Source organism: Kitasatospora sp. NPDC004272 (assembly GCF_053603035.1).
The window spans coordinates 1-25,206 of the sequence record NZ_JBSGET010000007.1; the positions used below are offsets into that span (position 1 = coordinate 1).

A 25,206-nucleotide genomic window follows, 5' to 3' on the forward strand; every position below is an offset into this window, starting at 1 on the left:
GCAGCGCGTCGTGGACCCGGCTCCAGGTCCCGTCCGCACTCCAGGCACGAAACCACCGATAGGCCGCGTCCCACGGAGCCAGATCGTGCGGGACCAACCTCCACGCGCAACCCGTGACCAGCACGTACAGCACGGTGTCCACGACCAGCCGACGCGGGAACTTCAGCGGCCGGCCCGCCCGGCGCGGATCGCGCCGCGGCAGCAGCGGCTCGATCACAGCCCACTGAGCATCCGTCAACGACGAGTCATACGAAGACTTACAGACACAGACGCACATGGCGGCGATCTTCGCGGACACCCGACCGCGAAGATCACAGCCACTGGATCACGCCACGCAGTTGATCAATTACCCCACACTTTCTAAGCCGTCCGCCAAGAAGGCCCCCCGCCCCCGGAAGAGCGCCGCGCCCAAGGCGGAGTGACCCGGGTGGAGCAGACCGGGTGGAGCGACCCGGCCGGCCCGGTCTGACCTCGGCACGGCCGGCCCGGTCCGACCTCGGCACGGCCGGCCCGGTCCGACCTTCGGCGCGGCCGGGCCGGAACGCCGCGCCGCCGGGGGCCGTTGACTGGGGCAGTGGCCGTGTCAGGATGGAGACGAGAGTGAGGAGCTCAAGGTGATCCTGTACGTCGACCTGCTGAACCCCTTCTGGTGGATCGCCGCGGCGATCATCTGCTTCAAGGTGTTCGCGCTCGGCGACGCCCTGTTCCGCCGGGAGGACGCGTACCGGGCGGCGGACAAGAAGACCAAGGGCTTCTGGGTGATCATCCTGAGCCTCTCCCTGGTCTGGGACCTGATCTTCGGGGCCAACCCGGTCAGCGGCCTGATGACGCTGGTCGGCCTGGTCGCCTCGATCGTCTACGTGGTGGACGTCCGTCCCGCGATCAAGCTGCTCACCGACGGCCGCGGCCGTGGCGGGCGCAGCAACCAGGGTCCGTACGGCCCCTGGTGACGGAGTGACGCGGAGAAGGGCGGCCCCCCGTGCGGGGGGCCGCCCTTCCGGCGTTCCGGTCCGGCGTTCCGGGGACGGCGGGCGGGCCGCTCAGCCCATGGTCACCGGCACCGGGTTGCGCTCCAGCAGCAGCACCGCGACGTCGTCGGTGAGCGCCCCGCCGTTCAGCTCCTCGACCTCGGCGATCGCCGAGTCGACCAGCCGGCCGCGGGTCAGCCCGGCGGCCTGGTGGTCGGTGATCAGCTCGATCAGGCCCTCCTGGCCGAGCCGGGGCGAGCCCGCCCCGACCTTGCCCTCGACCAGGCCGTCGGTGTACATCAGCAGCCGCCAGCCGGGGGAGAGCTCGACCCGCAGGGCGGGCCAGACCGAGTGCGTCGCGTCGCAGGGCAGCAGGCCGAGGGCCGGCCCGGCCTGGTCGAGCGGGAGCAGCACCGGCGGGCCGTCGGGGCCGAGCAGCAGCGGCGCGGGGTGCCCGGCCAGGTACAGATCGGCGGACTCGGGGCCGCCGTCCTCCGGCGGGGCGTCCAGCACGACCATGCACAGGGTCGCGAAGATCTCGTCGCTGCGGCGCTCGTGCTCCAGCACGTGCTGCAGGGTGGTGAGCAGGTGCTGGCCGGTCAGCCCGGCGAACACCAGCGTCCGCCACGCTATCCGCAGCGCGACGCCGAGCGCGGCCTCGTCCGGGCCGTGGCCGCAGACGTCGCCGATCACCACGTGCACCCGGCCGTCCTTGGTGCGGACGGCGTCGTAGAAGTCGCCGCCGAGCAGGGCGCGGCGGCGGCCGGGGCGGTAGCGGCGGGTGAAGGCCAGGCCGGCGCCGTCCAGCAGCGGGGTGGGCAGCAGGTGGCGCTGGAGCCGGGCGTTCTCCTGGCCGCGGATCTCGGCCTCGACCAGCCGGCGCTGCGACTCGTCGGCGCGCTTGCGCTCCACCGCGTAGCGCAGGGCGCGGGCCAGCAGCGGGCCGCCGGTGTCCTGCCGGAGCAGGAAGTCCTGGGCGCCGGCGGCGACCGCGGCGGCGCCGAGTTCGGCCCCGGCGGCGTCGGTGAGCACCACCACGGCGGTGTGCGGCGCGCGCAGCAGCAGTTTGCGCAGGCCGTCCAGCCCGTCGGACGGGTCCTCGGACGGGTCCTCAGACGGATCTCCGGACGGGTCGTCGCCGGGCGCGTCGAGGTGCTCGCCGGGCGTGCCGAGGTCGAGCAGGACGCACTGGAAGTCAGGGGCGCGCTGGCCGCGGCGGCCGGAGCCGGGCTGCGGCGGCAGCGCGGCGAGGGCCTCCCGGATGCCGTCCACCCGGTGCAGTTCGACGTGCTGCCCGAGTTCGGCGGCCAGCGAGTCGAACAGGGTGTGGCCGGGGCCGTCGTTCTCGACCACCAGGACCCGGAAACCCGCGGCGGGACGGGCGGGTTCGGTGCTGCCGGGGGTGCTGCGGGGATGCGGTATCGGCGCCGGGCCCCCGTGCTGCCCGGCGAGCGGACCGGCGGTCCGGTCGGGGCGCGGGGCGCTGTGCGCGCGGCGGCCGCGGCTGCGTTCGGCGGTACCGGCGCTGGTGGTCGCGTCGGGTGCCCGCCCGTCTCCCGTAGCGGGCATCGGTCGGTCCTTCCTTTCCCCGACAGACCAACGGCTGGTGTCCGTCCGCAGTGCCCGGGAGGCACCGGGCATCGGGGAGCTTCCCGCGACCATAACGTGATCTCCGAGGATTTCTTCGACTGGGCGGCGCCGATGTGGTTATTGCCACGCGCCTGGTGGCGGCTTTGCCTAGGGTTTCCACAGGTTTCCGCCACTGGAGGACCGGAATTGACCGGAGGTGAGCAGCGGTGACGCAGATCACGCTGGTGCAGGGTGACATCACGGAACAGCAGGTGGACGCGGTGGTGAACGCCGCCAACAGCTCCTTGCTGGGCGGTGGCGGAGTGGACGGGGCGATCCACCGCAAGGGGGGACCGGAGATCCTGGCCGAGTGCCGCAGGCTGCGCGCCTCGCACTACGGCAAGGGGCTGCCCACCGGCCGGGCCGTGGCGACCACGGCGGGACAGCTGCCCGCCCGCTGGGTGGTGCACACCGTCGGTCCGGTGTACCGGGCGGAGGACTATCCGCAGCGTGCGGAGCTACTGGCCTCCTGCTATCGGGAATCCCTTCGGGTCGCGGTCGGGCTCGGCGCCCGGACGGTGGCCTTCCCGGCCGTCTCGGCCGGGATCTTCGGCTGGCCGCTGGTGGACGCGGCCCGGATCGCCCTGGGGGCCGTGGCCGCGACGGGCCCGGACCTGGACGAGGTGCGGTTCGTGCTGTTCGACGCCGAGGCGTACGCGGCGTTCGAGCGGGTGCGGAACGAGGTCGAAGGGCGGACGGGCTGACGGGTGCCCGGGGGACCGCGCCAACAGCCACCCGAACGGCTCCATGGTGGCGTGACGGGGCGTCAACACGCCAGAGTAAATCGATAACTCGTTCGAGTGAACCGTCGAACGGCTGCTCGGGGGACGGGAGTTCCGACGTCCGAGCACGCGTCCGAGCACGCGTCCGAGTCGGGGCCCGGGTCGGGGAGCCCCGGGCTCAACGCGGCGCCAGCGCGGCCCAGTCCACCGTCAGTTCGCCCTGCCGCCGCCGGTTCGGCCCGTCCCGCAGCGGCCAGTCCGCCGCCAGCGCCGCGCAGGCCGCCGCCCAGCGCTGCCGCACCCCGAACGCCCCCAGCGGCGCCGCCGCCGCCCAGGCCCGGTCGAAGTCGCGCAGGAAGGAGTGCACCGGCCGCCCGGGCACGTTGTGGTGGATCAGCGCCTTCGGCAGCCGTTCCGCCAGTTCGGACGGCCGTTCCAGGTCGGCCAGCCGGGCCGCGAAGGTCACCGTCCGCGGCCCCTCCGGGCCGAGCGCCACCCAGACGTGCCGCCGCCCGATCTCGTCGCAGGTGCCCTCCACCAGCAGCCCGTCCGGCGCCAGCCGCCCGCACAGCCGGGCCCACACCTCGGCCACCTGCTCCTCGTCGTACTGCCGCAGCACGTTCGCCGCCCGGATCAGCCGGGGCCTGGCCCCGCCGTCCAGCGGCACCTCGAACCCGCCCCGGCGGAACTCCAGCAGCGGCGGCTCGGCCATCGGCAGCGCCGCCGCCACCCGGGCCGGGTCGATCTCGATCCCCACCACCCGGACGTCCGCCCGCACCGCCCGCAGCCGCGCCGACAGCTCCACCGCCGTCCACGGCGCCGCCCCGTAGCCGAGGTCCACCGCGACCGGCGGGGCCACCGGGGCCCGCAGCGCCCGGCCCGCCGCGTGCGCGATCCACCGGTCCATCCGCCGCAGCCGGTTGGTGTTGGTGGTGCCCCGGGTGATCGTCCCCACCGGCCGGCCCGACCGGCCCCGGGACGACGGCGTGTCGCTCGCTGCCATGGTCACCAAGCGTACGCAGCCGTTCCGCCGCCGGCGGCACCCGGATCCGCTGGCGGGAATAGGACGGCGCGCTGCCCCGTTGCCCTGGCTGAAGTCCATCCGCCCGCTGCCGCCGGCCGCGGGCGGCGGCACGAGAAGAGCAGACCAGACGGCCGGCGCGCAGGGAGGCATCCGCAGGTGACCCAGCCCCTCGTCCGCACGCCCCGCCGGGGGGCGCGGCGGGCCGCCCCCGCAGTCCCCGCCGCCCCCGCCGCGTTCGCCGGGCCCGCCCGCCGACCGCGCCGGATCGCGATGCTGAGCGTCCACACCTCGCCGCTGCACCAGCCCGGCACCGGGGACGCCGGCGGCATGAACGTGTACATCGTGGAGCTGGCCAAGCGCCTCGCCGACCTGGACATCGAGGTCGAGGTCTTCACCCGCGCCGTCAGCTCGGACGACGCCCCCGCCGTCGAGCTCGCCCCCGGCGTCCTGGTCCGGCACGTCACCGCCGGCCCGTACGAGGGCCTCATCAAGGAGGACCTGCCGGCCCAGCTGTGCGCCTTCACGCACGGCGTGCTGCGCACCGAGGCAGGCCACCGCCCCGGCTACTACGACCTGGTGCACTCGCACTACTGGCTGTCCGGCCAGGTCGGCTGGCTGGCCGCCGAGCGCTGGGGCGTCCCGCTGGTGCACACCATGCACACCATGGCCAAGGTCAAGAACGCCGCCCTCGCCGAGGGCGACACCCCCGAGCCCGCCGCCCGGGTGATCGGCGAGACCCAGGTGGTCGGCGCCGCCGACCGGCTGATCGCCAACACCGCGGAGGAGGCCGCCGAGCTGGCCCACCACTACGCGGCCCGCCCCGACCAGCTCGCCGTCGTCCACCCCGGCGTCAACCTCGACGTGTTCCGCCCCGGCTCCCGGGCCGCCGCCCGGGCCCGGCTCGGCCTCCCGCAGGACGCCGCGGTGCTGCTGTTCGCCGGCCGAATACAGCCGCTCAAGGCGCCCGACGTCCTGCTCAAGGCCGTCGCCCGGCTGCTCGACCGGCACCCCGGCCTGCGCGAACGCCTGGTCGTCCCGGTCGTCGGCGGCCCCTCCGGCACCGGCCTGGCCCGCCCCGAGAGCCTGCACAAGCTCGCCGCCCAGCTCGGCATCGGCGACGTGGTCCGCTTCCACCCCCCGGTCGACCAGCGCAGCCTCGCCGACTGGTACCGGGCCGCCACCGCCCTGGTGATGCCCTCCCACAGCGAGTCCTTCGGCCTGGTCGCCCTGGAGGCCCAGGCCTGCGGCACCCCCGTGGTCGCCGCCGCCGTCGGCGGCCTCCCGGTCGCCGTCCGGGACGGCCGCACCGGCACCCTCGTCCCCGGCCACGACCCCGACGCCTGGGCCCGGGCCCTCCACCCCTACGTCACCGACCCCTCCCTCACCCCCGTCCGCGGCGCCGCCGCCGCCGACCACGCCGCCGCCTTCGGCTGGCTCACCGCGGCCGGAGCCACCGCCGAGGTCTACACGGGAGCGATGACGGCCGTCGCCCGGGCCTGAGAGCCCCAGCCGGGGGCCCGGGAACGGCGGGTCCGTGCTGCGCATCGGCCCCGTCAGGGGCCCGGGGAACGGCGGGTCCGTGCTGCTGGTGGCCGGAGCCCATCGAAGGTTCGTGCTGCTGCGTCGTAGTAACAGGAACCGGAAGCAGATGCGCGCAACGGCAGTGAACCTCGCGCAGCCTGGGCCTCGCCGTTCCCCGAGCCCCTGTTGCGCCTCTCGCCGTTCTTCCTGAGCCCCTGGGCACGCGGGCCCGCCGGCCAGGAGGCTAGCGTGGGGTGCATGGCTGCCAAGGACGACGCACTGACCCTCCTGCGCACCGCGCTCGACCAGGCGGGTGTCGCCTGGGAGCCGGCCGCCGCCGACCCGTACACGGTGGTCGCCGCGCTGCCCGGGACGCGGAAGCTCTCCACCGCCTGCGCGCTGCGGGTCGGCGACCACACGCTCTCGGTGAACGCGTTCGTGATCCGGCGGCCGGACGAGAACCACGAGGCGTTCCACCGCTGGCTGCTGGAGCGCAACACCCGGATGTTCGGGGTGGCGTACGCCGTCGACCGGCTCGGCGACGTGTACCTGGTGGGCCGGCTGCCGCTGGAGGCGCTGACGCCCGACGCGGTGGACCGGCTGCTGGGGAGCGTGCTGGAGAACGCCGACGAGCCGTTCGACACCCTGCTGGAGCTGGGGTTCGCGACCGCGATCCGCCGCGAGTGGGAGTGGCGCACCAAGCGCGGCGAGTCCACCCGCAACCTGGCGGCCTTCGCGCACCTGGCGGACGGGAAGACCCCTCCCGCCGGGGCATGATCCGGGTATCCTCCCGGCCGGGGAGGAAACCATGGACACCGAATACGCCGGATCCGCCGAATCCGCCGCCGCCCAGCGGAAGTTGGCCTGGCTGGAGGCCGAGCTCGAAGCCGAGCTGAAGGACCGCCGGCGCCGCCGCGACTGGGACCGGCGTCGGGCGCTGACCCTGCAACTGGCCACCGTGAGCCTGTCCGCGCTGGTCACCGTGCTGCTGGGCCTGAAGGTCGGCGAACCGCTGGCGGCCCGGCTGGCGGACGTGGCACTCGTCTCCGGCGCGCTGGTCACCGTACTGGCCGCCTGGGCGGCGTTCTTCGGCTACCGCACGCTGTGGATCCAGCGCTCCGACACCGTGCACCGGCTGAACTCGCTGCGCCGCCGCCTCGGCCTGCTGAAGGCCGAGTACGGCAGCGCGGTGCCGGAGCCGTCCCGGCTGGCGCCGCTGATCGACGAGTACCAGGCGATCCTGGAGGACGACCACGACTCCTGGGTCCGCCTGCGCCAGAGCGAGGCCGGCGGCGCGGCGGGCTGAGCGCCCGTCAGGCCGCCGCCTCCACCGGGGTCGGGACGACCGTCCCGTCGACCGCCGGCGGCCGGGGGCGGCGGCGCCCGATCGCCACGAAGGCGAGCGCGGCCAGGGTGCCCGCCGCCGCGCAGCTGCCCCACAGGGCCCAGCTGCCCGCGTACTGGAGCAGCAGGCCGCCGCCGAGCGGGCCGACGAACGAGGCCAGTGACCAGGAGAGCGAGTAGACGCCCTGGTAGCGGCCGCGGGCCCGGGCCGGGGAGTGCTCGGCGACCAGCGCCATCATGGTCGGCGAGGTGACGATCTCGCCGACCGTCCAGACCGCCACCGTCAGCGCGTACAGCCCGGCGGAGGAGCCGGCCAGTGCGGTCAGGCCGAAGCCCCAGCCGGTCAGCAGTGCGCCGACCACCAGCAGGGCGGTCCGGTCGTGCCGTTCCATCAGCCTGGTCAGCGGGAGCTGGAGCAGCACGATCAGCAGCCCGTTCAGGCTGATCACCAGGCCGAACCGGGCGGCCGAGAGGCCGTGCTCGCCCATGTCGACCGGCAGTGTGGTGGAGCCCTGCTGGACGACCAGCGCCAGCAGCAGGTTCACCGCGACCACGGCCATGAACGGGCCGTCCCGGAAGACCGAGCCCAGCCCGACCCGCGGTTCCCTCACCGCGGCCGGCGCGGCCTCCGGCCGCGTCTCGGGGACCTTCACGAACACCACCACCGCGCACAGCAGCGTGGTCAGCGCGTCCAGCAGGAACAGCGTCAGGTAGTCGTGCAGGGCGATCACCCCGGCCACCGCGGCGGAGGCGCCGAAGCCGATGTTGATCGCCCAGTAGTTCAGCGCGTACGCCCGGACCCGGTCCGCGGCGGGTACCAGGTCGGCGATCATCGCGCTGACCGCCGGACGGGACGCGTTACTGGCCAGACCGACCAGGAAGGCCACCGCGGCGATCGCCACCGGCCCGTCGGTGAACCCGAGCACCGCGGTGAACAGCGCGGTGGACAGCTGCGCCGCCAGCAGGGTCGGCCGCCGCCCCAGCCGGTCGGTCAGCACCCCCGCGCCGATCGCGGCCACCGCCGAGCCGAGCCCGAACAGCGAGGCCACCAGGCCCGCGTACGCCGCCGAGTAGCCGCGGTCGTGGGTGAGGTACATGGCCAGGAAGGTGACCACGAAGCCGCCGAGGCGGTTCACCAGGGTGGACGTCCACAGCCACCAGAACTGGCGGGGGAGCCCGCCGCCCGCTCTGCGTGCTTCGGCGGCCAGGCGGGCGAGGAGGGGCATGGGGAGGCTCCCGGGCGGTACGGCCCCGAACGGCCGCGGGCAGGGTGGGGCGGCCGCCCGCGGGGCGGGTGGAACGGTAAGAGTCGAAACCGATGAGCGAACATTACATCCCGAGTGGACACCCGAGCGACCGGATTTCCCCCTCCACTAGGCTTGGCCCCATGGCTGACACGACCTATCGCTTGATCCTGCTCCGCCACGGCGAGAGCCAGTGGAACCAGAAGAACCTGTTCACCGGTTGGGTCGACGTCGACCTCAACGAGAAGGGCGAGAAGGAGGCCGCCCGCGGCGGCGAGCTCCTGCTCGCCGAGGGCCTGCTGCCGGACGTGCTGCACACCTCGCTGCTGCGCCGCGCCATCCGCACCTCGCAGATCGCCCTCGACAAGGCCGACCGGCACTGGATCCCGGTCCGCCGCAGCTGGCGCCTGAACGAGCGCCACTACGGCGCCCTCCAGGGCAAGGACAAGGCCCAGACCCTCGCCGAGTTCGGCGAGGAGCAGTTCCAGCTCTGGCGCCGCTCCTACGACACCCCGCCGCCGGCCCTCGCCGACGACGCCGAGTACTCGCAGGCCGGCGACGCCCGCTACGCCGAGATCCCGTCCGAGCTGCGCCCGAACACCGAGTGCCTCAAGGACGTCGTCGAGCGGATGCTCCCCTACTGGTACGACGCCATCGTGCCGGACCTCGCCGCGGGCAACACCGTCCTGGTCACCGCCCACGGCAACAGCCTGCGCGCCCTGGTCAAGCACCTCGACGGCATCTCCGACGAGGCCATCGCCGGCCTCAACATCCCCACCGGCATCCCGCTCGTCTACGAGCTCGACGCCGACTTCAAGCCGGTCACCGCCGGTGGCCGCTACCTCGACCCGGACGCCGCCGCGGCCGCCATCGAGGCCGTGAAGAACCAGGGCAAGAAGTAACACCCCCTTCGCCCTCGCCCACACCTCTCAGCCCCCTGCCCGGCGCAACGACGCCCCGGCCCAGGGGGCTGTTCCGTTCCCGCCACGCCCGCCGTTTCCGCCGTTCCCGCCACGCCCGCCGTTTCCGCCGTTCCCGCCACGCCCGAACCGCCACGCCCGAGCCGCCACGCCCGCCACGTCCGCCGCGTCCGCCGTACCCACCGCACCCCGCCGGAGGCCCCGTGCACACCCCGCTCACCGACCCCGACCGCCTCTGGACCGCCGCGGAGGTGCTGGCCGCCCCTTGTCCGGTGCCGGCCGAACCCGGCGTCTACGGCTGGCACTTCACCGCCGCCCCGCACCCGGCGCTGCCGGTCGGTCGGCTGCTGTACACCGGGATCGCGCCCCGTCGGATGCCGCCGGGGCGGCCCAGCAGACAGAGCCTGCGCACCCGGATCCGCTACCACTACCGGGGCAACGCGGCCGGGTCGACGCTTCGCTACAGCCTCGGCTGCCTGCTCGGCCTGGAGCTGCGCCGGGTCAGCGAGCGGGGCCGGACGACCTTCGGCCGGGCCGGTGAGGCGGAGCTGAGCGCGTGGATGGCGGAGCACGCCCGGGTCTGCTGGACGGTCCGGCCCGAGCCCTGGGACCTGGAGTCGCGGCTGATCGCCACCCTCGACCTGCCGCTCAACCTGGCGGGCAACGAGGGCGGCGGCTTCCACGGTGACCTGACCGGCCTGCGGCGGGCGGCCCGGGTCCGGGCGCACGCACTGCCGGTCGTCAGGTGATCGGACGCGCCGTCAACTCGGGTTCGGCAAAGCCTTCTTAAGGTTCGTGAATGGTTCAGACCATTGACGGGGGGAAGGCGGGGCTTCTAGCGTGGGAGCACTGTCGGCGCGGGCATGACAATCTTGGTCGCCCCCCACGCGGCCTTCCGCGTGCCCGCGGTCGTGCACTCCATCCACCCCCACGGAGGAGCACCATGCGCAAGCGCAACATCTTCGCGGTCGGCTTCGCGGCCGCCGCGGCGGTCCTGGCCACCGCCATCCCGGCCAGCTCGCACGGCTACATCACCACCCCGCCCAGCCGAGCCGGGCTGTGCGGGGCCGGCGTGGTGAAGAAGTGCGGCGAGATCCAGTGGGAGCCGCAGAGCGTCGAGGGGCCGAAGGGCTTCCCGAACGCCGGTCCGGCGGACGGCACGCTGTGTGCCGGCGCGGACTCGCGCTGGGCCCAGCTGGACGACCCGCGCGGTGGCGCCTGGCCGACCACCAAGGTGACCGCCGGGCAGCAGCTGACGCTGACCTGGAGCATCGAGGCGCGGCACGCCACCACGTCGTTCCGGTACTTCCTCACCAAGCCGGGCTACGACGCCACCACCAAGATCACCAGGTCGAACCTGAACCTGACCCCGTTCCTGACCGTGCCGATGGGCGGCAAGCAGCCCCCGGCCACGCTCAGCCACACCGCGACGCTGCCCTCCGGGCTGACCGGCCACCAGGTGATCCTGGCGGTCTGGGACATCGCGGACACCGGCAACGCGTTCTACCAGTGCATGGACGTCAACTTCTCCTGACGCCGGGGAGGAAGCAGGACGGCCGGGCACCCTTCCAGAGGGGGCGCCCGGCCGTCCGGCCTTCGGTATCAACACCGTTGACGGCGGCCGCCGTCAGTGGCCGCCGCAGCAGCCGCCGGTCGCCCCGCCGCACTGGCAGGGCGCGCCGGACTGGCAGCCGCAGCCGCAGCCGGGGCCGCAGCCGCAGCCCGCGGCGAGGACCGGCAGCAGCCGGGCCTGGGCCGGGGCGGTCGGGCCGGGCGGGGGAGTGGTCGGGGTGCCGGTCGTCTTCATCGCGCTGCCTCCTCGTCCGGGCGGAGCCGGGCAGCCCGAGGGGAGTGCCCGTCCCTTCGAGTGAAACCCGTCGGTCGACGGCACGTCAACGGGCGCGCGGGGGCTGGCGGTTCGGCCCCCGTGCGCCCCCTCGCCCGGGCGGCAGGTCCTACTGGGCGGGCTCCGCGGTGGCCACGAAGTCGCCCACGTGCTCGCCGGTGACCAGGTACACCACGCGCTTGGCGACCGAGACCGCGTGGTCGGCGAAGCGCTCGTAGTAGCGGCCGACCAGGGTGACGTCCACCGCGGTCTCGATGCCGTGGTGCCAGCGGTCGTCCAGCAGGTGCGAGAACAGCTCGCGGTGCAGGGCGTCGATGGCGTCGTCGTCCGCCTCCAGCTCCAGCGCCTTGTCGACGTCCTTGGTGGCGATCACCAGGCCGGCCTTGGCGACCAGGCGCTGGGCGAGCTGCCCCATCTCCAGCACGATCGGGTGCAGGTCGTTGGGGACGGCGGTCTCCGGGTAGCGCAGCCGGGCGACCTTGGCGACGTGCCGGGCCAGGTCCCCGCAGCGCTCCAGGTCGGCGCTCATCCGCAGCGAGGTGACGACGATCCGCAGGTCGGTGGCGACCGGCTGCTGGCGGGCCAGCAGGTCGATGGCGCGGTTCTCCAGGTCGTGGTGCAGGCCGTTGATCTTCTCGTCGGCGGCGATCACGCTCTCCGCCAGGTCGAGGTCCGCGTCCAGCAGGGCGGTGGTGGCCCGGCCCATCGCCGAGCCGACCAGGCGTGCCATCTCGACCAGGCTGTCGCTGATCGAGTCGAGTTCCTCGTGGTACGCGTCGCGCATGCGCTCTTCTCCTCCAGTACCGGTGTCGGTGGCGGTGCCGACCGGACGCCCCGGACCGGTCCGCCGGAGGGCGGTGGGCGCGGGCGGCCGCTGCTGGTGGCGCGAATGGTAGCCGCGTCACCGCCCGCACGGGCTTGCCCGGCCCAGACTGGGCCGTTCGGGCGACCTCCCACGGCCTCTGCGGTGAACCACCGGCAGCTTGAAGGTGAATTCTCGGCAACGTCAGGCCGATGCCTTGATCGCACCCTTACGGAGCGCGCCCGAGCACCATTTACGCTGACTGGCATGGACGTGAACGTGGCCGCCGCCGCTGCCTGCGCCATAGCCGGGCTCGGCGTCGGCCTCACCGCCTCCATCGCCTTCCGCTGGAGCGAGCGCGAGCAGGCCCGCGACAGGAGCGGCAGGACCGGCAGGACGAGCAGGACCGGCGCGACGGCGGAGTTGGACCAGGAACCGGCGCTGCCCCCGGGCGTGGACACCGTGCTCTCGGTGCTGCGCTCCTGCGCGATCGTGCTCGGCGAGGGCGACGAGGTGGTGAAGGCCTCCTCCGCCGCCTACGCGATGGGCCTGGTCCGCGGCGGCAAGGTGGCCGTGGACCAGATGCTGTCGCTGGCCCGCTCCACCCGGCGGGACGGCGAGATCCGGCAGATCGAGCTGGAGCTGACCCGCCCCGGCGCCTCGGCCCGCACCGCCGAGCCGCTGGCGGTCTCGGTCCGGGTCGCCCCGCTGGGCTCCCGGCTGGTGCTGGTGCTGGTCGAGGACCGCACCGAGCGCCGCCGGATCGAGGCGATCCGGCGCGACTTCGTGGCGAACGTCTCGCACGAGCTGAAGACCCCGGTGGGCGCGCTCTCGCTGCTCTCCGAGGCCGTCGCGGACGCCTCCGACGACCCGGAGGCGGTGCAGCGCTTCGCCGGCCGGATGCAGGTCGAGGCGACCCGGCTGGCCAGCCTGGTGCAGGAGATCATCGACCTGTCCCGGGTGCAGGACGACCAGCTCAAGGTCGACCCGGAGCCGGTCGCGGTGGACGAGCTGATCGCCGAGGCGATCGACCGCTGCCGGCAGACCGCCGCGGCCAAGCAGATCGTCATCGCGGCGGGCGGCACCACCGGCCTGTACCTGGTCGGCAACCGCGGCCAGCTGGCCGCCGCCCTCGGCAACCTGGTGGAGAACGCGGTGAACTACAGTCCGCCGCGCACCAGGGTCGCCCTCGCCACCCGCCGGATCTCCAGCGCCGCGGCGCTGGGCGAGGCGGACGGCGAGCTGATCGAGATCTCGGTGACCGACCAGGGCATCGGCATCTCGGAGAAGGACCGCGAGCGGATCTTCGAACGCTTCTACCGGGTGGACCCCGCCCGCTCCCGCCTCACCGGTGGCACCGGCCTCGGCCTGTCCATCGTGAAGCACGTCGCCGCCTCGCACCGCGGCACCGTGTCGGTGTGGAGCGTCGAGGGCCAGGGTTCCACCTTCACTCTGCGGCTCCCCGCCGGGCAGGCCCCGGTCGAGGACCCCGAAAACCACGCAGCAACCACACTTCCTGCCCCGGAGGCCCGATCGTGACCCGTGTACTGGTGGTCGAGGACGAGGAGTCGTTCAGCGACGCCCTGTCGTACATGCTCCGCAAGGAGGGCTTCGAGGTGGCGGTCGCCGCCACCGGGCCCGACGCGCTGGAGCAGTTCGAGCGCAACGGAGCCGACCTCGTCCTGCTCGACCTGATGCTGCCCGGCCTGCCCGGCACCGAGGTCTGCCGCCAGCTGCGGGTCCGCTCCAACGTCCCGGTGATCATGGTCACCGCGAAGGACAGCGAGATCGACAAGGTGGTCGGCCTGGAGATAGGGGCCGACGACTACGTCACCAAGCCGTACTCCACCCGCGAGCTGGTCGCCCGGATCCGCGCGGTGCTCCGCCGCCGCGGCGAGGACGGCGGCGGCGACGGCGCGGCCGCCCCGGGCGCGCTGGAGGCCGGTCCGGTCCGGATGGACGTCGACCGGCACGTGGTGACGGTGGACGGCGCCAAGGTCGACCTGCCGCTCAAGGAGTTCGACCTGCTGGAGATGCTGCTGCGCAACGCGGGCCGGGTGCTGACCCGGATGCAGCTGATCGACCGGGTCTGGGGCGCGGACTACGTCGGCGACACCAAGACCCTGGACGTCCACGTGAAGCGCCTGCGGGCGAAGATCGAGCCGGACCCGGGCGCCCCGCGCTACCTGGTCACCGTCCGCGGCCTGGGCTACAAGTTCGAGCCGTAGGCCGCGACCCCCGCACCCAGCAGGAAGGGCCCCGCCTCGGCGGGGCCCTTCCGCGTCCGTCCCCGGCCGGGCCGGGGCGTCGTACGGGTCCTACTGGGCCGGGGCCGAGCTCGACGGGCTGACCGGGGCACCGGCCGAGCCGCTCGCGGTGGCGCCGGGCGAGGCCGAGCCGCTGGCGGTGGCGCCGGCCGACGGCGAGCCGCTCGCGCCGGGCGAGGCCGAGCCCGTGGCCTCGGCGGACGGGGAGGCGGCCGCGGACGGGGCGGCCGACTTCGGGCCGAAGCCCTCGTACAGGCCGTCGGCGGGCTGCACGTTGGCGTTGGCGGAGACCTCGCCGGCCTTCTTGAAGGTGAAGGCGGTCTTGGCGTAGCCGCCGACCGACAGGTCCGAGGTCGGGATCGAGGCGGTCGGGCCGCCCTCGGCGCCGATCAGCACCGACTCGCCGGGCGCGAGCGTGATGTCCGAGACGGCGGCGCCGCTCTCGTCGGTCAGCTTGGCGGCGGCGTCGTCGATCTTCACCGAGGTCAGCACCTCCTCGGCGGTGCCGGTGTTGGCGATGTTGACCGTGAGGTTCGCGGCGCCCGAGTACGCGCCGGCGGTGCCCTTCGGGGTGACCACCACGATGTTGTTGAGCTTGACGTCGGTACCGATCGCCGTCGCCGCGTTGTCCGGCTTGATCTGCAGCGTGCTCGCGTCGTTGCCCGCGGCGCAGGCGGCCAGCGGGACGATCGCGGCGAGGACGATGGCGGCGACAGCGCCGCGTCGAAGGCTCCGGCTCACGGCGGCGACTTCTCCTTGATGGGGGGACGATCCAGCGGAAAACGGATCACGGTCGGTGGTCGAGGGTCAGACTACCGACCACACATATCCGGCTCTCACGGGGTGGCCCCGTGTCGCGGTCCGATCACGATCCGGGGCGTCCGGCGCGTCGGGGGCAAAAACTCAAGATCCAATCATGGTTTCGGGACGGTGACCAGAGGTTTCGTCGCGCGGTCAGACCGCCTCCGACCTGCGGGAAGCCCGGATCGAACACCGGTCGCAGCATGCGACGGGGGTGGTTGTCAAGCCCTGGAACCCGCCCTGACCTGCGAAAACGCCCTTCGAGTCAGCCGAAAAGCGTGTTATTCTGGAAAGCCACGGAAGGGGTCCTGTCACATGACGTTCAAGGTTGGCGACACGGTGGTCTACCCCCATCACGGGGCTGCGCTGATCGAGGCCATCGAAACTCGCCAGATCAAAGGTGTGGACAAGACCTACCTGGTGCTGAAGGTGCAGCAGGGAGATCTGACGCTTCGCGTTCCCGCGGAGAACGCCGAGTTCGTCGGCGTCCGCGACGTGGTGGGCCAGGAGGGTCTGGACCGCGTGTTCGAGGTGCTCAGGGCACCGTACACCGAAGAGCCCACCAACTGGTCTCGCCGGTACAAGGCGAACCTGGAGAAGCTCGCGTCCGGCGACGTGATCAAGGTCGCGGAGGTCGTCCGCGACCTGTGGCGCCGCGAGCGCGAGCGCGGTCTGTCCGCCGGTGAGAAGCGGATGCTGGCCAAGGCCCGGCAGATCCTGGTGAGCGAACTCGCGCTCGCCGAGAACACCAACGAGGACAAGGCCGAGACGCTGCTCGACGAGGTCCTCGCCTCCTGAGCCGACCCGCTCGGTGCGGAGTCGGTTCATTCCTGATCTTCCAACCCCCGCAATGACGTTGAGCCAGACGTCGAACCAGGGGTGTTGAGCCAGGTGTGACGCAGCGCCCGGTGGTGCCCGAACGGCACCTCGGGCGCTTCGCCATGCCCGAAAGGGGTCGGTGACATGGCGGAACGGCGGGCGCGGTTCCACTAACGTGCAGTCAGGAAGGGGGCCTGCCCGCTCGCGTAATCCGCGCTCGGCACGGGCCATACCCATCACTACCGAGGAGCCAAACCTGAACGCCTCAGCACAGCTCGCGGCAGCGGTCGTCCCGGCCGCCGGGCGCGGCGAGCGACTCGGCCCCGGCGCCCCCAAGGCGCTGCGCGAACTCGGCGGCGTCCCACTGCTGGTGCACGCCGTCCGGGCGCTGGCCCGCAGCCGGGCGGTCGGCCTGGTGGTGGTGTGCGCCCCGCCGGACGGCGTGGCCGAGGTGGTCTCGCTGCTGGACAGCCACGGCCTGGACGGCAAGGACGTCCGGGTGGTGCCCGGCGGCGCCAGCCGGCAGGAGTCGGTGCGCCTCGGCCTGGCCGCCGTTCCGGCGGGCACCCGGGTGGTGCTGGTGCACGACGCGGCCCGCCCGCTGGTGCCGGTCGAGGTGGTGGACGCGGTGGCCGCCGCCGTCCGCGCCGGGGCGGCGGCGGTGGTGCCCGCGGTGCCGCTGGCCGACACCGTCAAGCGGGTCGAGCCGCAGCCGTCCGGCCCGGAGCCGGTGCTGGACACGCCCGACCGCTCCACCCTGCGCGCGGTGCAGACCCCGCAGGGCTTCGACCTGCCCGGGCTGGTCGCCGCGCACGAGCGGGCGCTCGCCGAGGGCGCCGAGGTGACCGACGACGCCGGGCTGATCGAGCGCTTCGGCGGCCGGGTGGTCGTGGTGCCCGGCCACGAGGAGGCGTTCAAGGTGACCCGTCCGCTGGACCTCGTGCTCGCCGAGGCCGTGCTCGCCCGCCGGAGGGCCACCGATGGCTACTGACCGACCGGTCCTCCCCCGCGTCGGCATCGGCACCGACGTGCACGCCTTCGAGGAGGGCCGCCCGCTGCGGGTGGCCGGCCTGGACTGGCCCGGCGAGACCGGCCTGGCCGGGCACTCGGACGCCGACGTGGCCGCGCACGCCGCCTGCGACGCGCTGTTCTCCGCCGCCGGGATCGGCGACCTCGGCGCGCACTTCGGCACTTCCCGCCCCGAGTGGGCGGGCGCGGCCGGGGTGGCGCTGCTGGCCGAGGCGGCCCGGCTGGTCCGGGAGGCGGGCTTCGAGATCGGCAACGTCGCCGTCCAGGTGATCGGCGTCCGCCCGAAGGTCGGCAAGCGCCGGGCCGAGGCCCAGGCCGCGCTGTCGGCGGCGGTCGGCGCCCCGGTCTCGGTCTCCGGCACCACCACCGACGGCCTCGGCCTGACCGGCCGCGCGGAGGGACTCGCCGCGATCGCCACGGCGCTGGTCTACGAACTTCCCGCCGCCTAGCCTGGGTTCCGACAGATCGTCAAGAACCGGACGTAGGAGGCGACATGGGCGTCGAGCTCAGCGGCAAGGTCAAGGAACTGCTGGACGCGAAGAGTTACGCGGTGGTGTCCACGGTGCAGCCCGACGGCAGCCCGCAGTCCTCCGTGGTCTGGGTGAAGCGGGACGGGGACGACATCCTGTTCTCCACCGTGCAGGGCCGCCGCAAGCACCTCAACCTGGCGCGCGACCCGCGGATCAGCCTGCTGGTCAACCCGGCGGACGACCCGTACACCTACTTCGAGGCGCGCGGCGAGGTCACCCTGACCACCGAGGGCGGCCGGGAGCTGATCGACGAGCTGTCGCGCAAGTACCGGGGCCAGGACTACGGCTTCGACGGGCCGGACGACGTCCGGGTGGTGGTCCGGCTCAGCCCGCGCAAGATCGTCGGCAACATCGGCTGAACGAGGGCGCGCCAAAGGGCTCGGAAGGTGGCGGGGCACCCCCCGCCGCCCACTACCCTGGTCGCTGTGAGCCTTCGCCTGTACGACACCATGACCCGCCAGGTACGCGACTTCGTCCCGCTGGTGCCGGGCTGTGTCTCGATCTACCTGTGCGGTGCCACGGTCCAGGCACCGCCGCACATCGGGCACATCCGCTCCGGCCTGAACTTCGACGTGATGCAGCGCTGGTTCCGCTACCGCGGCTACGACGTCACGTTCGTCCGGAACGTCACCGACATCGACGACAAGGTGATCGCCAAGGGGCGCGAGCAGTCCACCGAGTGGTGGAAGATCGCGTACGCCAACGAGCGCGCCTTCAACGACGGTTACACCGCGCTCGGCTGCCTCCCGCCGAGCGCCGAGCCGCGCGCCACCGGCCACGTGCCCGAGATGATCGAGATGATGCGCGGCCTGATCGAGCGCGGCCACGCGTACGAGTCCGACGGCAACGTGTACTTCGCGGTCACCACCTTCCCGGAGTACCTGGCGCTCTCCAACCAGGAGCTGGAGAACCTCCGGCAGCCCTCCGGCGACAACGAGACCGGCAAGCGCGACCCGCGCGACTTCGCGATGTGGAAGGCCGCCAAGCCCGGCGAGCCGAGCTGGGAGACGCCCTGGGGCCGCGGCCGCCCGGGCTGGCACCTGGAGTGCTCGGCGATGGCGCACAAGTACCTCGGCCGGTCCTTCGACGTGCACGGCGGCGGGCTCGACCTGATCTTCCCGCACCACGAGAACGAGATCGCCCAGTCCCGGGCGTTCGGCGACGAGTTCGCCAACTTCTGGGTGCACAACGCCTGGGTGACGCTGGCGGGCGAGAAGATGTCCAAGTCGCTGGGCAACTCGGTGCTGGTCTCCGAGATGGTCAAGCGCTGGCGCCCGATCGTGCTGCGCTACTACCTGGCCGGCCCGCACTACCGCTCGATGATCGAGTACAGCGAGGAGTCGCTGCGCGAGGCCGAGACCGGCTTCGGCCGGATCGAGGGCTTCATCGAGCGGGCCGTGGAGCGCTGCGGCCCGGTCGACGCGGCGCCCGAGGTGCCGCCGGCCTTCGCCGAGGCGATGGACGACGACCTGGGCGTCCCGCAGGCGCTCGCCGTGGTGCACACCGCCGTCCGGCAGGGCAACAGCGCGCTCGGCGCGGACGACAAGGAGTCGACCGCGGCCCGGCTCGCCGAGGTCCGGGCGATGCTCGGCGTGCTCGGCCTCGACCCGCTGGACGAGCAGTGGGCCGACGGCGCCGGCCAGGGCGAGGAGCTCACCGGCGTGGTCGACTCGCTGGTCCGGCTGGTGCTCGACCAGCGCCAGGCCGCCCGCGCCCGCAAGGACTTCGCGACCGCCGACGCGATCCGCGACCAGCTCGGCGCGGCCGGGCTGGCGATCGAGGACACCCCGTCCGGCGCGCGCTGGACGATCAACCAGTAGGACCAGTAGCCCCCCGGGGCGCGCAGGGGCCGTACCTTTGTAGGGGTGCGGCCCCGACGCACGCAGCAGACGCAGAGACAGGAAGTACAGCCATGGCCGGCAACAGCCAGCGCAGGAACCGACGCAACGCCGGATCGAAGAAGGGCGCGAGTGTCGGTACCGGCGGCCACAGCCGGAAGGCGCTCCAGGGCAAGGGGCCGACCCCGCCCGGCGAGGCCCGCAAGGGGCACCCCAAGCAGCGCGCCGCCAACGCCGCGCTCAAGCGCGAGCGCGACGCCAAGTCCCGCGCGGGCATGCGCCGCTCCGGCGCCGGTTCGCGCAGCGGCCGCGGCGGCGCGGGCGCGGCCGAGCTGGTGGTGGGCCGCAACTCGGTGGTCGAGGCGCTCCAGGGCGGCGTCCCGGCGACCGCGCTGTACGTGCAGCAGTTCATCGACACCGACGACCGGGTCCGGGACGCCTTCCAGGCCGCCAACGAGCGCGGCGTCCCGCTGATGGAGGCCCCGCGCCCGCAGCTGGACCAGATGACCGGCGGCCTCAACCACCAGGGCCTGGTGCTGCAGGTCCCGCCGTACGAGTACGCGCACCCCGAGGACCTGCTGGAGGGCGCCGCCGACTCCGGGCAGGACGCGCTGATCGTCGCGCTGGACGGCGTCACCGACTCCCGCAACCTGGGCGCCGTGGTCCGCTCCGCCGCCGCGTTCGGCGCGCACGGCGTGGTGATCCCGGAGCGCCGGGCGGCCGGCATGACCGCCGGTGCCTGGAAGACCTCCTCCGGTGCGGCGGCGCGCCTGCCCGTGGCGCGCGCCACCAACCTGACCCGCGCGCTGGAGGCGTACCAGAAGGCCGGCCTGATGGTGGTCGGCCTGGCCGCCGACGGCGAGGCCGAGATCGGCGACCTGGACGCGCTGACCGGCCCCGTGGTGATCGTGGCCGGCTCCGAGGGCAAGGGCCTGTCCCGGCTGGTCTCGGAGACCTGCGACCTGCGGGTGCGGATCCCGATGCCCGGCCAGACCGAGTCGCTGAACGCCGGTGTGGCCGCCGGCGTGGTGCTGTACGAGGCCTCCCGGCTGCGCGCCAAGCGCTGACCGCGGGCCGGCGCGTCGTTTTCGTGGGGGAACCGGTCGGGTCCGGTCGGGCCCGATCGGTTTTCCCATGATCACTTCAAATCCCCTCCGGGAATCCACCCGGGAGAGTGTCCTCCGGGCCCGTCACCCGGTTAGAGGGGTGTGGACACCAGAACACCTCTGCGCCTCGGGCAGCGCCCCGCGGGGATAGACGACGGACCGGTCCTCAACACGGTCCGGGTGCCGTCCGACCCGTCGAGGCTCAGCAGCACCCAGGCCAGCTTCCGGATCCGGCTCTCCGCCCCGGTGGCCCCGATGATCGACGCCCCCGCCGGTGCCGCCTTCGGTGACCCGTACGGCCTGCGCAGCGGCGTCACCCCGCAGGTCGTGGTGCCCGCCGCGTCGGTGCCCGCGCTGGCCGGGATCACCGCCGCCTCGGTCACCGGCGCGGCGCCCCGCCGCAGGGCCCGGGTGGTCACCGCCTGGAGCGGCCAGGCCGGGCCCGGCGACACCGCCGCGACCCAGCTGCTGGAAGCCGTCCGGCTGACCACCGTGCCCGCCCCCGCCAAGGGCCGCCCGGACGACGACACCCAGCAGCTGCAGGGCGTCCCCCGGCAGTACGGGCCGACCGGCGGGTCGACCGGCTCCGGGGAGGTCCCGCACGTCGGCGTCCCCGAACTGCTGGACGAGTCGGTCCGGCTCGGGGCCGGCCGCAGCTGGCGGCCCGAGGGCGAACTGCCCGAGGTGCCGTCGCTCGGCGAGGGCTCCAAGCACGCCTGGTACCCCGGCCGCCGGGTCGACCTCGGCCTGGTGCTGCTGCCGCTGCGGGTGCTGCTCGGCTCGCTGTCGGTGTACGCCGGGTTCAGCAAGCTGTGCGACCCGGTGTACTTCGACGGCGGCGAGCGCGGCTCGATGATGCGCTGGCTGTCCTCGCTGCACCCGTGGAAGGTCGCCCAGCCGCTGCTGGACCTCGCGATGGCCCACCCGGTGGGCGCCGGGCTCGCGGTCTCCTTCCTGGAGATCGTGGTGGGCGTGCTGTCCATCCTGGGCCTGTGGCAGCGGCTCGCGGCGGGCACCGCGATGGCGCTGTCCGCGGCGCTGCTGTTCACCGTGAGCTGGAAGGCGGTGCCGGTCTACGACACCCCCGACCTGATCTTCCTCGCGGCCTGGAGCCCGCTGCTGATCGCCGGGGCCCCGTTCGCCTCGCTGGACGGCCGGATCGCCCTGGAGGCGTTCCGCCGGCACGGGCCGACCGAGCCCGGCGCGGTCCGGCGGCGGATGCTGCGCCGGCGCGGCGTGGTCACCGCCGTGGTGGTGGGCCTGACCATGCTGTCCGGCTCGCTGCTCGGCGCGGCGGTCCGCACCGGCGACACCGAGGCGCCGGCCAAGCCGTCGACGAACTACGGCCCCCCGGTCTGGCCGAGCAACAGCCCCTCGCCGACGCCCACCCCCTCGCCGACGCCGACGCCCACGCCCAGCGCCACCACCGGCCAGAGCAAGGCCCCGGCGTCCCCGACGCCGTCGCCCGGCTCCAGCCGCGGCGCCAAGTCGTCGAAGCAGCCCCCGAGCACCCCGACGGGCGGGAGCAGCACGACCCAGCGCGGCGGCGGCAGCGGGGCCGGCACCACCGGCTCGGGCAGCAGCGGCAGCGGTAGTGGCAACGGCGGCTCGGCCGGGGGCACCGGCTCCGGCGGCGCCCCCGCGAGCACCCCGCGCACCGCGCAGCCCTCGCACGGCGTGATCGGCGGGCTGCTGGGCAGCGGCCCGCCGCTGCTGGAGCTCGGCATGAGCCCGCAGCGGCCCGTCGGCACCGCCTGACGGCCCCCGGAACGCCGTAGGGCCCCTCCCCGCCCGGGGAGGGGCCCTACGGCGTTCCGGAGCCCCCGCTCAACCGCGGTGCGCGGCCAGCTCCTTGGCGGCCTCGCTGAGGTCCTTGGCGGTGTCGATGGCCCGCCAGTAGCAGCCCTGCGGCAGCTGGTACCCGGCCAGTCGGCGCTCGCGGGCGAGCTGCGGGAAGGTGGTGCGCTCGTGGTCGCCGACCTCGGGCAGCAGCTCGCGGAAGCCCGGCGCGAAGACGTACAGGCCCGCGTTGATCAGGAACGGGGACGGCGGGGCCTCGATGAAGTCCAGCACGTTGCCGAACCGGTCGGTCTCCACCGCGCCCCACGGGATCCGCGGCCGGGCCAGCGCCAGGGTGGCCACGGCGGCGCGCTCGTGGTGGAAGGCGGCCATCTCGCGCAGGCTGAACCTGGTCCAGATGTCGCCGTTGGTGGCGTACCAGGGCTCGGCGGGGCGTGGCAGGGCGGCCGCCGCGTGCCGCAAGCCGCCGCCGCGGCCCAGCGGTTCGGCCTCCACCACGGTGCGGACGCGCAGCGGCAGTTCGGTCCGCTCCAGCCACTGCTGGAGCACCTCGGCCAGGTGGCCGCAGGAGACCACCACGTCGGTGACGCCCTCGGCGGCCAGCCACTCCAGCTGGTGGCCGATGATCGGCCGGCCGGTGCCGGGGATCTCCACCAGCGGCTTGGGCCGGTCGTCGGTGTAGGGGCGCAGCCGGGAGCCCTGCCCGCCCGCCAGGATCACCGCCTGGGTGACGGCGGGGGCGGCGGCGCCCGGGGCGGTGCCGGTGTCTGCTGTCATGCGCGCCACGATAACGGGCCCGCCCCGGCCGGGGGCGGGCCCGTGCGGCGTGTCGGCGGGCCGACCGGCCGTGCCGGGTGGGTCAGTTGACCACGCCGGCGGCGAACGAGCCGTCGCAGACCGGGCGGGCGAAGGAGCGGGCGCGCTGCGCGTCGCCCTGGTACTTCTTCACCGCGGCGCGGCCGAGGTCGCCGGCCAGCTGGCTGCAGTACGGGGTCAGCGAGGGCTTCTCGCGCATGGTGCGCTCCAGCAGGTCGAGCGCCGTCCCCGGGTTGTGGTTCTTCAACTCCTCCAGCAGGTCGACCCGGAGGGCGTCCTGCGGGGCCATCCCGTCGGTGTCGGGCGCGGTCGAGGTGCGGCCGATGGAGCCGTCACCGCTGGAGGCCGCGACCACCTGCTGGTCCAGCCCGGTCGGCGGGGCCCACGGGACGCGGGTGACGGCGAGCGTGCCGGTGGTCACCAGGATCACCGGCAGGGTGAGGGCAACGGTCTGGGCGATGCGGCGCACGAGCTGTTTCACGCACAGGAGAGTAGCGGTGCGTGGCGGAGCGGGCGCGCCACGTTACCCCATCGGGTGACGGGTGTCCCGTTTTGTCCCTCCATCGGGTTGACGGGGCGGGCCGGGGAACGCCGGAACCCCCTGCCGACCGCCGTGGGCAGGGGGTTCCGTGGAAGAACGGTGGGACGGGCGCCGCCGTCAGGTGCGGCGCCCCTCCGGTGCCGTCGTCAGCGGCTCAGGCGCACGCCGCCGTTGGCCTCGGTGGTGAAGACGTGCGGCTCGTTGCCGACCGGCACGACGTGGATGGTCTCGCCGCGCTGCGGGATCTCGCGGCTGTGCACGCGGACCACGATCTCCTTGTCCTCGCCGGACACCTGGGTGGTGCCGTAGACGAAGCCGTCGGCGCCGAGCTCCTCGACCACGTTGACGGTGACCGCGACGCCTTCGAGGCCGCCGGCCGGGACGACCTGGAAGTGCTCGGGGCGGATGCCGACCACGACGCTCTTCGCGTCGCCGGCCTTGGCCAGGTCCTCGCGGGCGATGCTGATGACCGAGCCGCCGAACTTGACGCCGCCGTCGACCAGCGGAACCTCGATCAGGTTCATCGCCGGGGAGCCGATGAAGCCGGCCACGAACAGGTTGCCCGGGCGGTCGTACATGGCGCGCGGGGCGTCGACCTGCTGGAGCAGACCGTCCTTGAGGACCGCGACGCGGTCACCCATGGTCATGGCCTCGGTCTGGTCGTGGGTGACGTAGACCGTGGTGATGCCCAGGCGGCGCTGCAGCGAGGCGATCTGGGTACGGGTGGACACGCGGAGCTTGGCGTCCAGGTTCGACAGCGGCTCGTCCATCAGGAAGACCTGCGGCTGGCGGACGATCGCGCGGCCCATCGCGACGCGCTGGCGCTGACCGCCGGAGAGCGCCTTCGGCTTGCGGTCCAGGTACTGGGTCAGGTCGAGGATCTTCGCGGCCTCTTCGACCTTGGTGCGGATCTCGGCCTTGTTCACGCCGGCGATCTTCAGGGCGAAGCCCATGTTCTCGGCGACGGTCATGTGCGGGTACAGCGCGTAGTTCTGGAACACCATCGCGATGTCCCGGTCCTTCGGCGGCAGGTGGGTGACGTCGCGGTCGCCGATGCGGATGGCGCCCTCGTTCACGTCCTCCAGACCGGCCAGCATGCGCAGCGAGGTCGACTTGCCACAGCCGGAGGGGCCGACCAGGACGAGGAACTCGCCGTCCGCGATCTCCAGGTCGAGCTGGTCGACGGAGGGCTTGTCGGCACCCGGGTACACACGGGTGGCCTTGTCGTACGTCACAGAAGCCATGGTGCTTCGCTCCTTCACCGGCAGGAACGTGCCGGACGATCCGAGTAAAGGTGGATGTTTCCCACCGCGCCGACTGGTCTCGACCACTGGTCCCGACCACTGGCATCGAGCACGGTTCCCCGTGACGCTACCTGGCAGTTCATCGTTTTGTCAGCCCTCTGCCGCCCTCCAGTTCGCATCGATCCGGTCACACCACCCTCCGCGACCCTCCCCCCGCACCCCCGCAACCACCCGCATCCCCGCGCCCCTGCCCGGTACACTGCCCACTGGTGCCGCCGTGGATCCCGCGGACGGCCACCGCGCCTCCTTAGCTCAGTTGGCCAGAGCACCGCTCTTGTAAAGCGGGGGTCGTCGGTTCGAACCCGACAGGGGGCTCCCAGCGGGGTGGTGCCCCG

At 73.7% G+C, this 25,206-nt stretch carries 27 protein-coding genes and 1 tRNA gene; 18 read left to right on the forward strand and 10 right to left on the reverse strand.

The features are described 5' to 3' along the window. The coding region (locus ACWEO5_RS04080; protein WP_452159910.1) for a transposase at nucleotides 1–217 on the reverse strand (217 nt) is incomplete at its 3' end. Between the two features lie 397 nt (nucleotides 218–614). Here ACWEO5_RS04080 and ACWEO5_RS04085 point away from each other — a divergent pair. Continuing rightward, complete coding sequence (locus ACWEO5_RS04085) at nucleotides 615–950, forward strand: DUF2516 family protein (RefSeq protein WP_344557862.1); 336 nt, start codon at nucleotides 615–617, stop codon at nucleotides 948–950. 90 nt (nucleotides 951–1,040) lie between these two features. On the opposite strand, the gene ACWEO5_RS04090 is transcribed toward ACWEO5_RS04085, so the two are convergent. After that, a complete protein-coding gene (locus ACWEO5_RS04090) occupies nucleotides 1,041–2,537 on the reverse strand; it encodes a PP2C family protein-serine/threonine phosphatase (RefSeq protein WP_452159913.1) in 1,497 nt (498 codons plus the stop codon). A 227-nt stretch (nucleotides 2,538–2,764) separates the two neighbouring features. Here ACWEO5_RS04090 and ACWEO5_RS04095 point away from each other — a divergent pair, with 227 nt between their 5' ends. Next, nucleotides 2,765–3,301, forward strand: a complete 537-nt coding sequence (locus tag ACWEO5_RS04095; RefSeq protein ID WP_452159915.1) for an O-acetyl-ADP-ribose deacetylase — start codon at nucleotides 2,765–2,767, stop codon at nucleotides 3,299–3,301. A gap of 196 nt (nucleotides 3,302–3,497) precedes the next feature. On the opposite strand, the gene ACWEO5_RS04100 is transcribed toward ACWEO5_RS04095, so the two are convergent. Beyond that, nucleotides 3,498–4,322 carry a class I SAM-dependent methyltransferase gene (locus ACWEO5_RS04100; RefSeq protein ID WP_452159917.1) on the reverse strand — a complete coding sequence of 275 codons (825 nt, stop codon included), beginning with the start codon at nucleotides 4,320–4,322 and terminating at the stop codon, nucleotides 3,498–3,500. 177 nt (nucleotides 4,323–4,499) lie between these two features. Between ACWEO5_RS04100 and mshA the strand changes: the two genes are divergently transcribed. The 3 genes from mshA to ACWEO5_RS04115 all read left to right on the forward strand — a co-directional run bounded on the left by mshA (nucleotide 4,500) and on the right by ACWEO5_RS04115 (nucleotide 7,170). Beyond that, nucleotides 4,500–5,843, forward strand: a complete 1,344-nt coding sequence (gene mshA / locus ACWEO5_RS04105; RefSeq protein WP_452159919.1) for a D-inositol-3-phosphate glycosyltransferase — start codon at nucleotides 4,500–4,502, stop codon at nucleotides 5,841–5,843. A 279-nt stretch (nucleotides 5,844–6,122) separates the two neighbouring features. Continuing rightward, a complete protein-coding gene (locus ACWEO5_RS04110; RefSeq protein ID WP_452159921.1) occupies nucleotides 6,123–6,641 on the forward strand; it encodes a YbjN domain-containing protein in 519 nt (172 codons plus the stop codon). 31 nt (nucleotides 6,642–6,672) lie between these two features. Further along, nucleotides 6,673–7,170, forward strand: a complete 498-nt coding sequence (locus ACWEO5_RS04115) for an SLATT domain-containing protein (RefSeq protein WP_452159923.1) — start codon at nucleotides 6,673–6,675, stop codon at nucleotides 7,168–7,170. A gap of 7 nt (nucleotides 7,171–7,177) precedes the next feature. Here the strand turns inward: ACWEO5_RS04115 and ACWEO5_RS04120 are convergent, their stop codons facing one another. Continuing rightward, nucleotides 7,178–8,434: an MDR family MFS transporter gene (locus ACWEO5_RS04120; protein WP_452159925.1), complete on the reverse strand. Its 1,257-nt coding sequence runs from the start codon at nucleotides 8,432–8,434 to the stop codon at nucleotides 7,178–7,180. Between the two features lie 161 nt (nucleotides 8,435–8,595). On the opposite strand from ACWEO5_RS04120, the gene ACWEO5_RS04125 reads away from it, so the two are divergent. From ACWEO5_RS04125 to ACWEO5_RS04135, 3 genes are all read left to right on the forward strand, one after another. Next, the gene (locus ACWEO5_RS04125; RefSeq protein ID WP_344558870.1) at nucleotides 8,596–9,354 is read left to right on the forward strand and encodes a phosphoglyceromutase; all 759 of its coding nucleotides are present in this window, start codon (nucleotides 8,596–8,598) and stop codon (nucleotides 9,352–9,354) included. Nucleotides 9,355–9,575: 221 nt separating this feature from the next. Next, nucleotides 9,576–10,121, forward strand: coding sequence for a GIY-YIG nuclease family protein (locus tag ACWEO5_RS04130; RefSeq protein ID WP_452159927.1), 546 nt, complete (start codon nucleotides 9,576–9,578; stop codon nucleotides 10,119–10,121). A 194-nt stretch (nucleotides 10,122–10,315) separates the two neighbouring features. Next, entirely contained in the window at nucleotides 10,316–10,906 is a 591-nt protein-coding gene (locus ACWEO5_RS04135; protein WP_344558872.1) for a lytic polysaccharide monooxygenase auxiliary activity family 9 protein, read from the forward strand. A gap of 93 nt (nucleotides 10,907–10,999) precedes the next feature. Here ACWEO5_RS04135 and ACWEO5_RS04140 read toward each other — a convergent pair whose 3' ends face one another. Beyond that, entirely contained in the window at nucleotides 11,000–11,179 is a 180-nt protein-coding gene (locus ACWEO5_RS04140) for a hypothetical protein (protein ID WP_452159930.1), read from the reverse strand. A 148-nt stretch (nucleotides 11,180–11,327) separates the two neighbouring features. Then, on the reverse strand, nucleotides 11,328–12,002 hold the full coding sequence (gene phoU, locus ACWEO5_RS04145; protein WP_452159932.1) for a phosphate signaling complex protein PhoU: 675 nt from the start codon (nucleotides 12,000–12,002) through the stop codon (nucleotides 11,328–11,330). Between the two features lie 285 nt (nucleotides 12,003–12,287). Between phoU and ACWEO5_RS04150 the strand changes: the two genes are divergently transcribed. Together ACWEO5_RS04150 and ACWEO5_RS04155 are read left to right on the forward strand one after the other, a co-directional pair. Then, nucleotides 12,288–13,559, forward strand: coding sequence for a sensor histidine kinase (locus ACWEO5_RS04150; protein WP_452159934.1), 1,272 nt, complete (start codon nucleotides 12,288–12,290; stop codon nucleotides 13,557–13,559). After that, the gene (locus ACWEO5_RS04155) at nucleotides 13,556–14,248 is read left to right on the forward strand and encodes a response regulator transcription factor (protein WP_033250991.1); all 693 of its coding nucleotides are present in this window, start codon (nucleotides 13,556–13,558) and stop codon (nucleotides 14,246–14,248) included. The genes ACWEO5_RS04150 and ACWEO5_RS04155 overlap by 4 nt, the downstream gene beginning before the upstream one ends. A gap of 90 nt (nucleotides 14,249–14,338) precedes the next feature. Here ACWEO5_RS04155 and ACWEO5_RS04160 read toward each other — a convergent pair whose 3' ends face one another. Beyond that, the gene (locus ACWEO5_RS04160) at nucleotides 14,339–15,028 is read right to left on the reverse strand and encodes a DUF461 domain-containing protein (protein ID WP_452159937.1); all 690 of its coding nucleotides are present in this window, start codon (nucleotides 15,026–15,028) and stop codon (nucleotides 14,339–14,341) included. A 375-nt stretch (nucleotides 15,029–15,403) separates the two neighbouring features. Between ACWEO5_RS04160 and ACWEO5_RS04165 the strand changes: the two genes are divergently transcribed. The 7 genes from ACWEO5_RS04165 (at nucleotide 15,404) to ACWEO5_RS04195 (ending at nucleotide 22,168) form a co-directional block, all read left to right on the forward strand. Continuing rightward, the gene (locus ACWEO5_RS04165; protein WP_014136563.1) at nucleotides 15,404–15,886 is read left to right on the forward strand and encodes a CarD family transcriptional regulator; all 483 of its coding nucleotides are present in this window, start codon (nucleotides 15,404–15,406) and stop codon (nucleotides 15,884–15,886) included. 250 nt (nucleotides 15,887–16,136) lie between these two features. After that, on the forward strand, nucleotides 16,137–16,898 hold the full coding sequence (gene ispD / locus ACWEO5_RS04170; RefSeq protein ID WP_376059978.1) for a 2-C-methyl-D-erythritol 4-phosphate cytidylyltransferase: 762 nt from the start codon (nucleotides 16,137–16,139) through the stop codon (nucleotides 16,896–16,898). Beyond that, nucleotides 16,888–17,385: a 2-C-methyl-D-erythritol 2,4-cyclodiphosphate synthase gene (gene ispF / locus ACWEO5_RS04175; protein WP_344558880.1), complete on the forward strand. Its 498-nt coding sequence runs from the start codon at nucleotides 16,888–16,890 to the stop codon at nucleotides 17,383–17,385. Before ispD ends, ispF begins: the two co-directional genes overlap by 11 nt. A 44-nt stretch (nucleotides 17,386–17,429) precedes the next feature. After that, nucleotides 17,430–17,825 (forward strand): PPOX class F420-dependent oxidoreductase, encoded by a 396-nt coding sequence (locus tag ACWEO5_RS04180; RefSeq protein WP_344558882.1) that lies wholly within the window; start codon nucleotides 17,430–17,432, stop codon nucleotides 17,823–17,825. A gap of 66 nt (nucleotides 17,826–17,891) precedes the next feature. Then, nucleotides 17,892–19,286: a cysteine--tRNA ligase gene (gene cysS, locus ACWEO5_RS04185; RefSeq protein ID WP_452159940.1), complete on the forward strand. Its 1,395-nt coding sequence runs from the start codon at nucleotides 17,892–17,894 to the stop codon at nucleotides 19,284–19,286. 92 nt (nucleotides 19,287–19,378) lie between these two features. Continuing rightward, nucleotides 19,379–20,371, forward strand: a complete 993-nt coding sequence (gene rlmB, locus ACWEO5_RS04190) for a 23S rRNA (guanosine(2251)-2'-O)-methyltransferase RlmB (RefSeq protein WP_452159942.1) — start codon at nucleotides 19,379–19,381, stop codon at nucleotides 20,369–20,371. A 219-nt stretch (nucleotides 20,372–20,590) separates the two neighbouring features. Next, nucleotides 20,591–22,168, forward strand: coding sequence for a DoxX family protein (locus ACWEO5_RS04195; protein WP_452159944.1), 1,578 nt, complete (start codon nucleotides 20,591–20,593; stop codon nucleotides 22,166–22,168). A 69-nt stretch (nucleotides 22,169–22,237) separates the two neighbouring features. On the opposite strand, the gene ACWEO5_RS04200 is transcribed toward ACWEO5_RS04195, so the two are convergent. From ACWEO5_RS04200 to ACWEO5_RS04210, 3 genes are all read right to left on the reverse strand, one after another. Next, a complete protein-coding gene (locus ACWEO5_RS04200) occupies nucleotides 22,238–22,987 on the reverse strand; it encodes a nucleotidyltransferase family protein (RefSeq protein WP_452159946.1) in 750 nt (249 codons plus the stop codon). A gap of 82 nt (nucleotides 22,988–23,069) precedes the next feature. Further along, nucleotides 23,070–23,507, reverse strand: coding sequence for a hypothetical protein (locus ACWEO5_RS04205; RefSeq protein ID WP_452159948.1), 438 nt, complete (start codon nucleotides 23,505–23,507; stop codon nucleotides 23,070–23,072). Nucleotides 23,508–23,713: 206 nt separating this feature from the next. Next, a complete protein-coding gene (locus tag ACWEO5_RS04210) occupies nucleotides 23,714–24,811 on the reverse strand; it encodes an ABC transporter ATP-binding protein (RefSeq protein ID WP_452159950.1) in 1,098 nt (365 codons plus the stop codon). 301 nt (nucleotides 24,812–25,112) lie between these two features. Here ACWEO5_RS04210 and ACWEO5_RS04215 point away from each other — a divergent pair. Continuing rightward, nucleotides 25,113–25,186, forward strand: a tRNA-Thr gene (locus ACWEO5_RS04215). The last annotated feature ends 20 nt before the right edge of the window (nucleotides 25,187–25,206 follow it).

Bases quoted from the DNA above. Each gene is read 5' to 3' on its own strand.
- ACWEO5_RS04200 (WP_452159946.1), bottom strand. From the start codon at position 22,987: ATGACAGCAGACACCGGCACCGCCCCGGGCGCCGCCGCCCCCGCCGTC.
- ACWEO5_RS04120 (WP_452159925.1), bottom strand. From the start codon at position 8,434: ATGCCCCTCCTCGCCCGCCTGGCCGCCGAAGCACGCAGAGCGGGCGGC.
- ACWEO5_RS04100 (WP_452159917.1), bottom strand. From the start codon at position 4,322: ATGGCAGCGAGCGACACGCCGTCGTCCCGGGGCCGGTCGGGCCGGCCG.
- ACWEO5_RS04090 (WP_452159913.1), bottom strand. From the start codon at position 2,537: ATGCCCGCTACGGGAGACGGGCGGGCACCCGACGCGACCACCAGCGCC.
- ACWEO5_RS04140 (WP_452159930.1), bottom strand. From the start codon at position 11,179: ATGAAGACGACCGGCACCCCGACCACTCCCCCGCCCGGCCCGACCGCC.
- ACWEO5_RS04115 (WP_452159923.1), top strand. From the start codon at position 6,673: ATGGACACCGAATACGCCGGATCCGCCGAATCCGCCGCCGCCCAGCGG.
- ACWEO5_RS04110 (WP_452159921.1), top strand. From the start codon at position 6,123: ATGGCTGCCAAGGACGACGCACTGACCCTCCTGCGCACCGCGCTCGAC.
- ACWEO5_RS04165 (WP_014136563.1), top strand. From the start codon at position 15,404: ATGACGTTCAAGGTTGGCGACACGGTGGTCTACCCCCATCACGGGGCT.
- ACWEO5_RS04180 (WP_344558882.1), top strand. From the start codon at position 17,430: ATGGGCGTCGAGCTCAGCGGCAAGGTCAAGGAACTGCTGGACGCGAAG.
- ACWEO5_RS04150 (WP_452159934.1), top strand. From the start codon at position 12,288: ATGGACGTGAACGTGGCCGCCGCCGCTGCCTGCGCCATAGCCGGGCTC.
- ACWEO5_RS04210 (WP_452159950.1), bottom strand. From the start codon at position 24,811: ATGGCTTCTGTGACGTACGACAAGGCCACCCGTGTGTACCCGGGTGCC.
- ispF (WP_344558880.1), top strand. From the start codon at position 16,888: ATGGCTACTGACCGACCGGTCCTCCCCCGCGTCGGCATCGGCACCGAC.
- ACWEO5_RS04135 (WP_344558872.1), top strand. From the start codon at position 10,316: ATGCGCAAGCGCAACATCTTCGCGGTCGGCTTCGCGGCCGCCGCGGCG.
- phoU (WP_452159932.1), bottom strand. From the start codon at position 12,002: ATGCGCGACGCGTACCACGAGGAACTCGACTCGATCAGCGACAGCCTG.
- rlmB (WP_452159942.1), top strand. From the start codon at position 19,379: ATGGCCGGCAACAGCCAGCGCAGGAACCGACGCAACGCCGGATCGAAG.
- ACWEO5_RS04125 (WP_344558870.1), top strand. From the start codon at position 8,596: ATGGCTGACACGACCTATCGCTTGATCCTGCTCCGCCACGGCGAGAGC.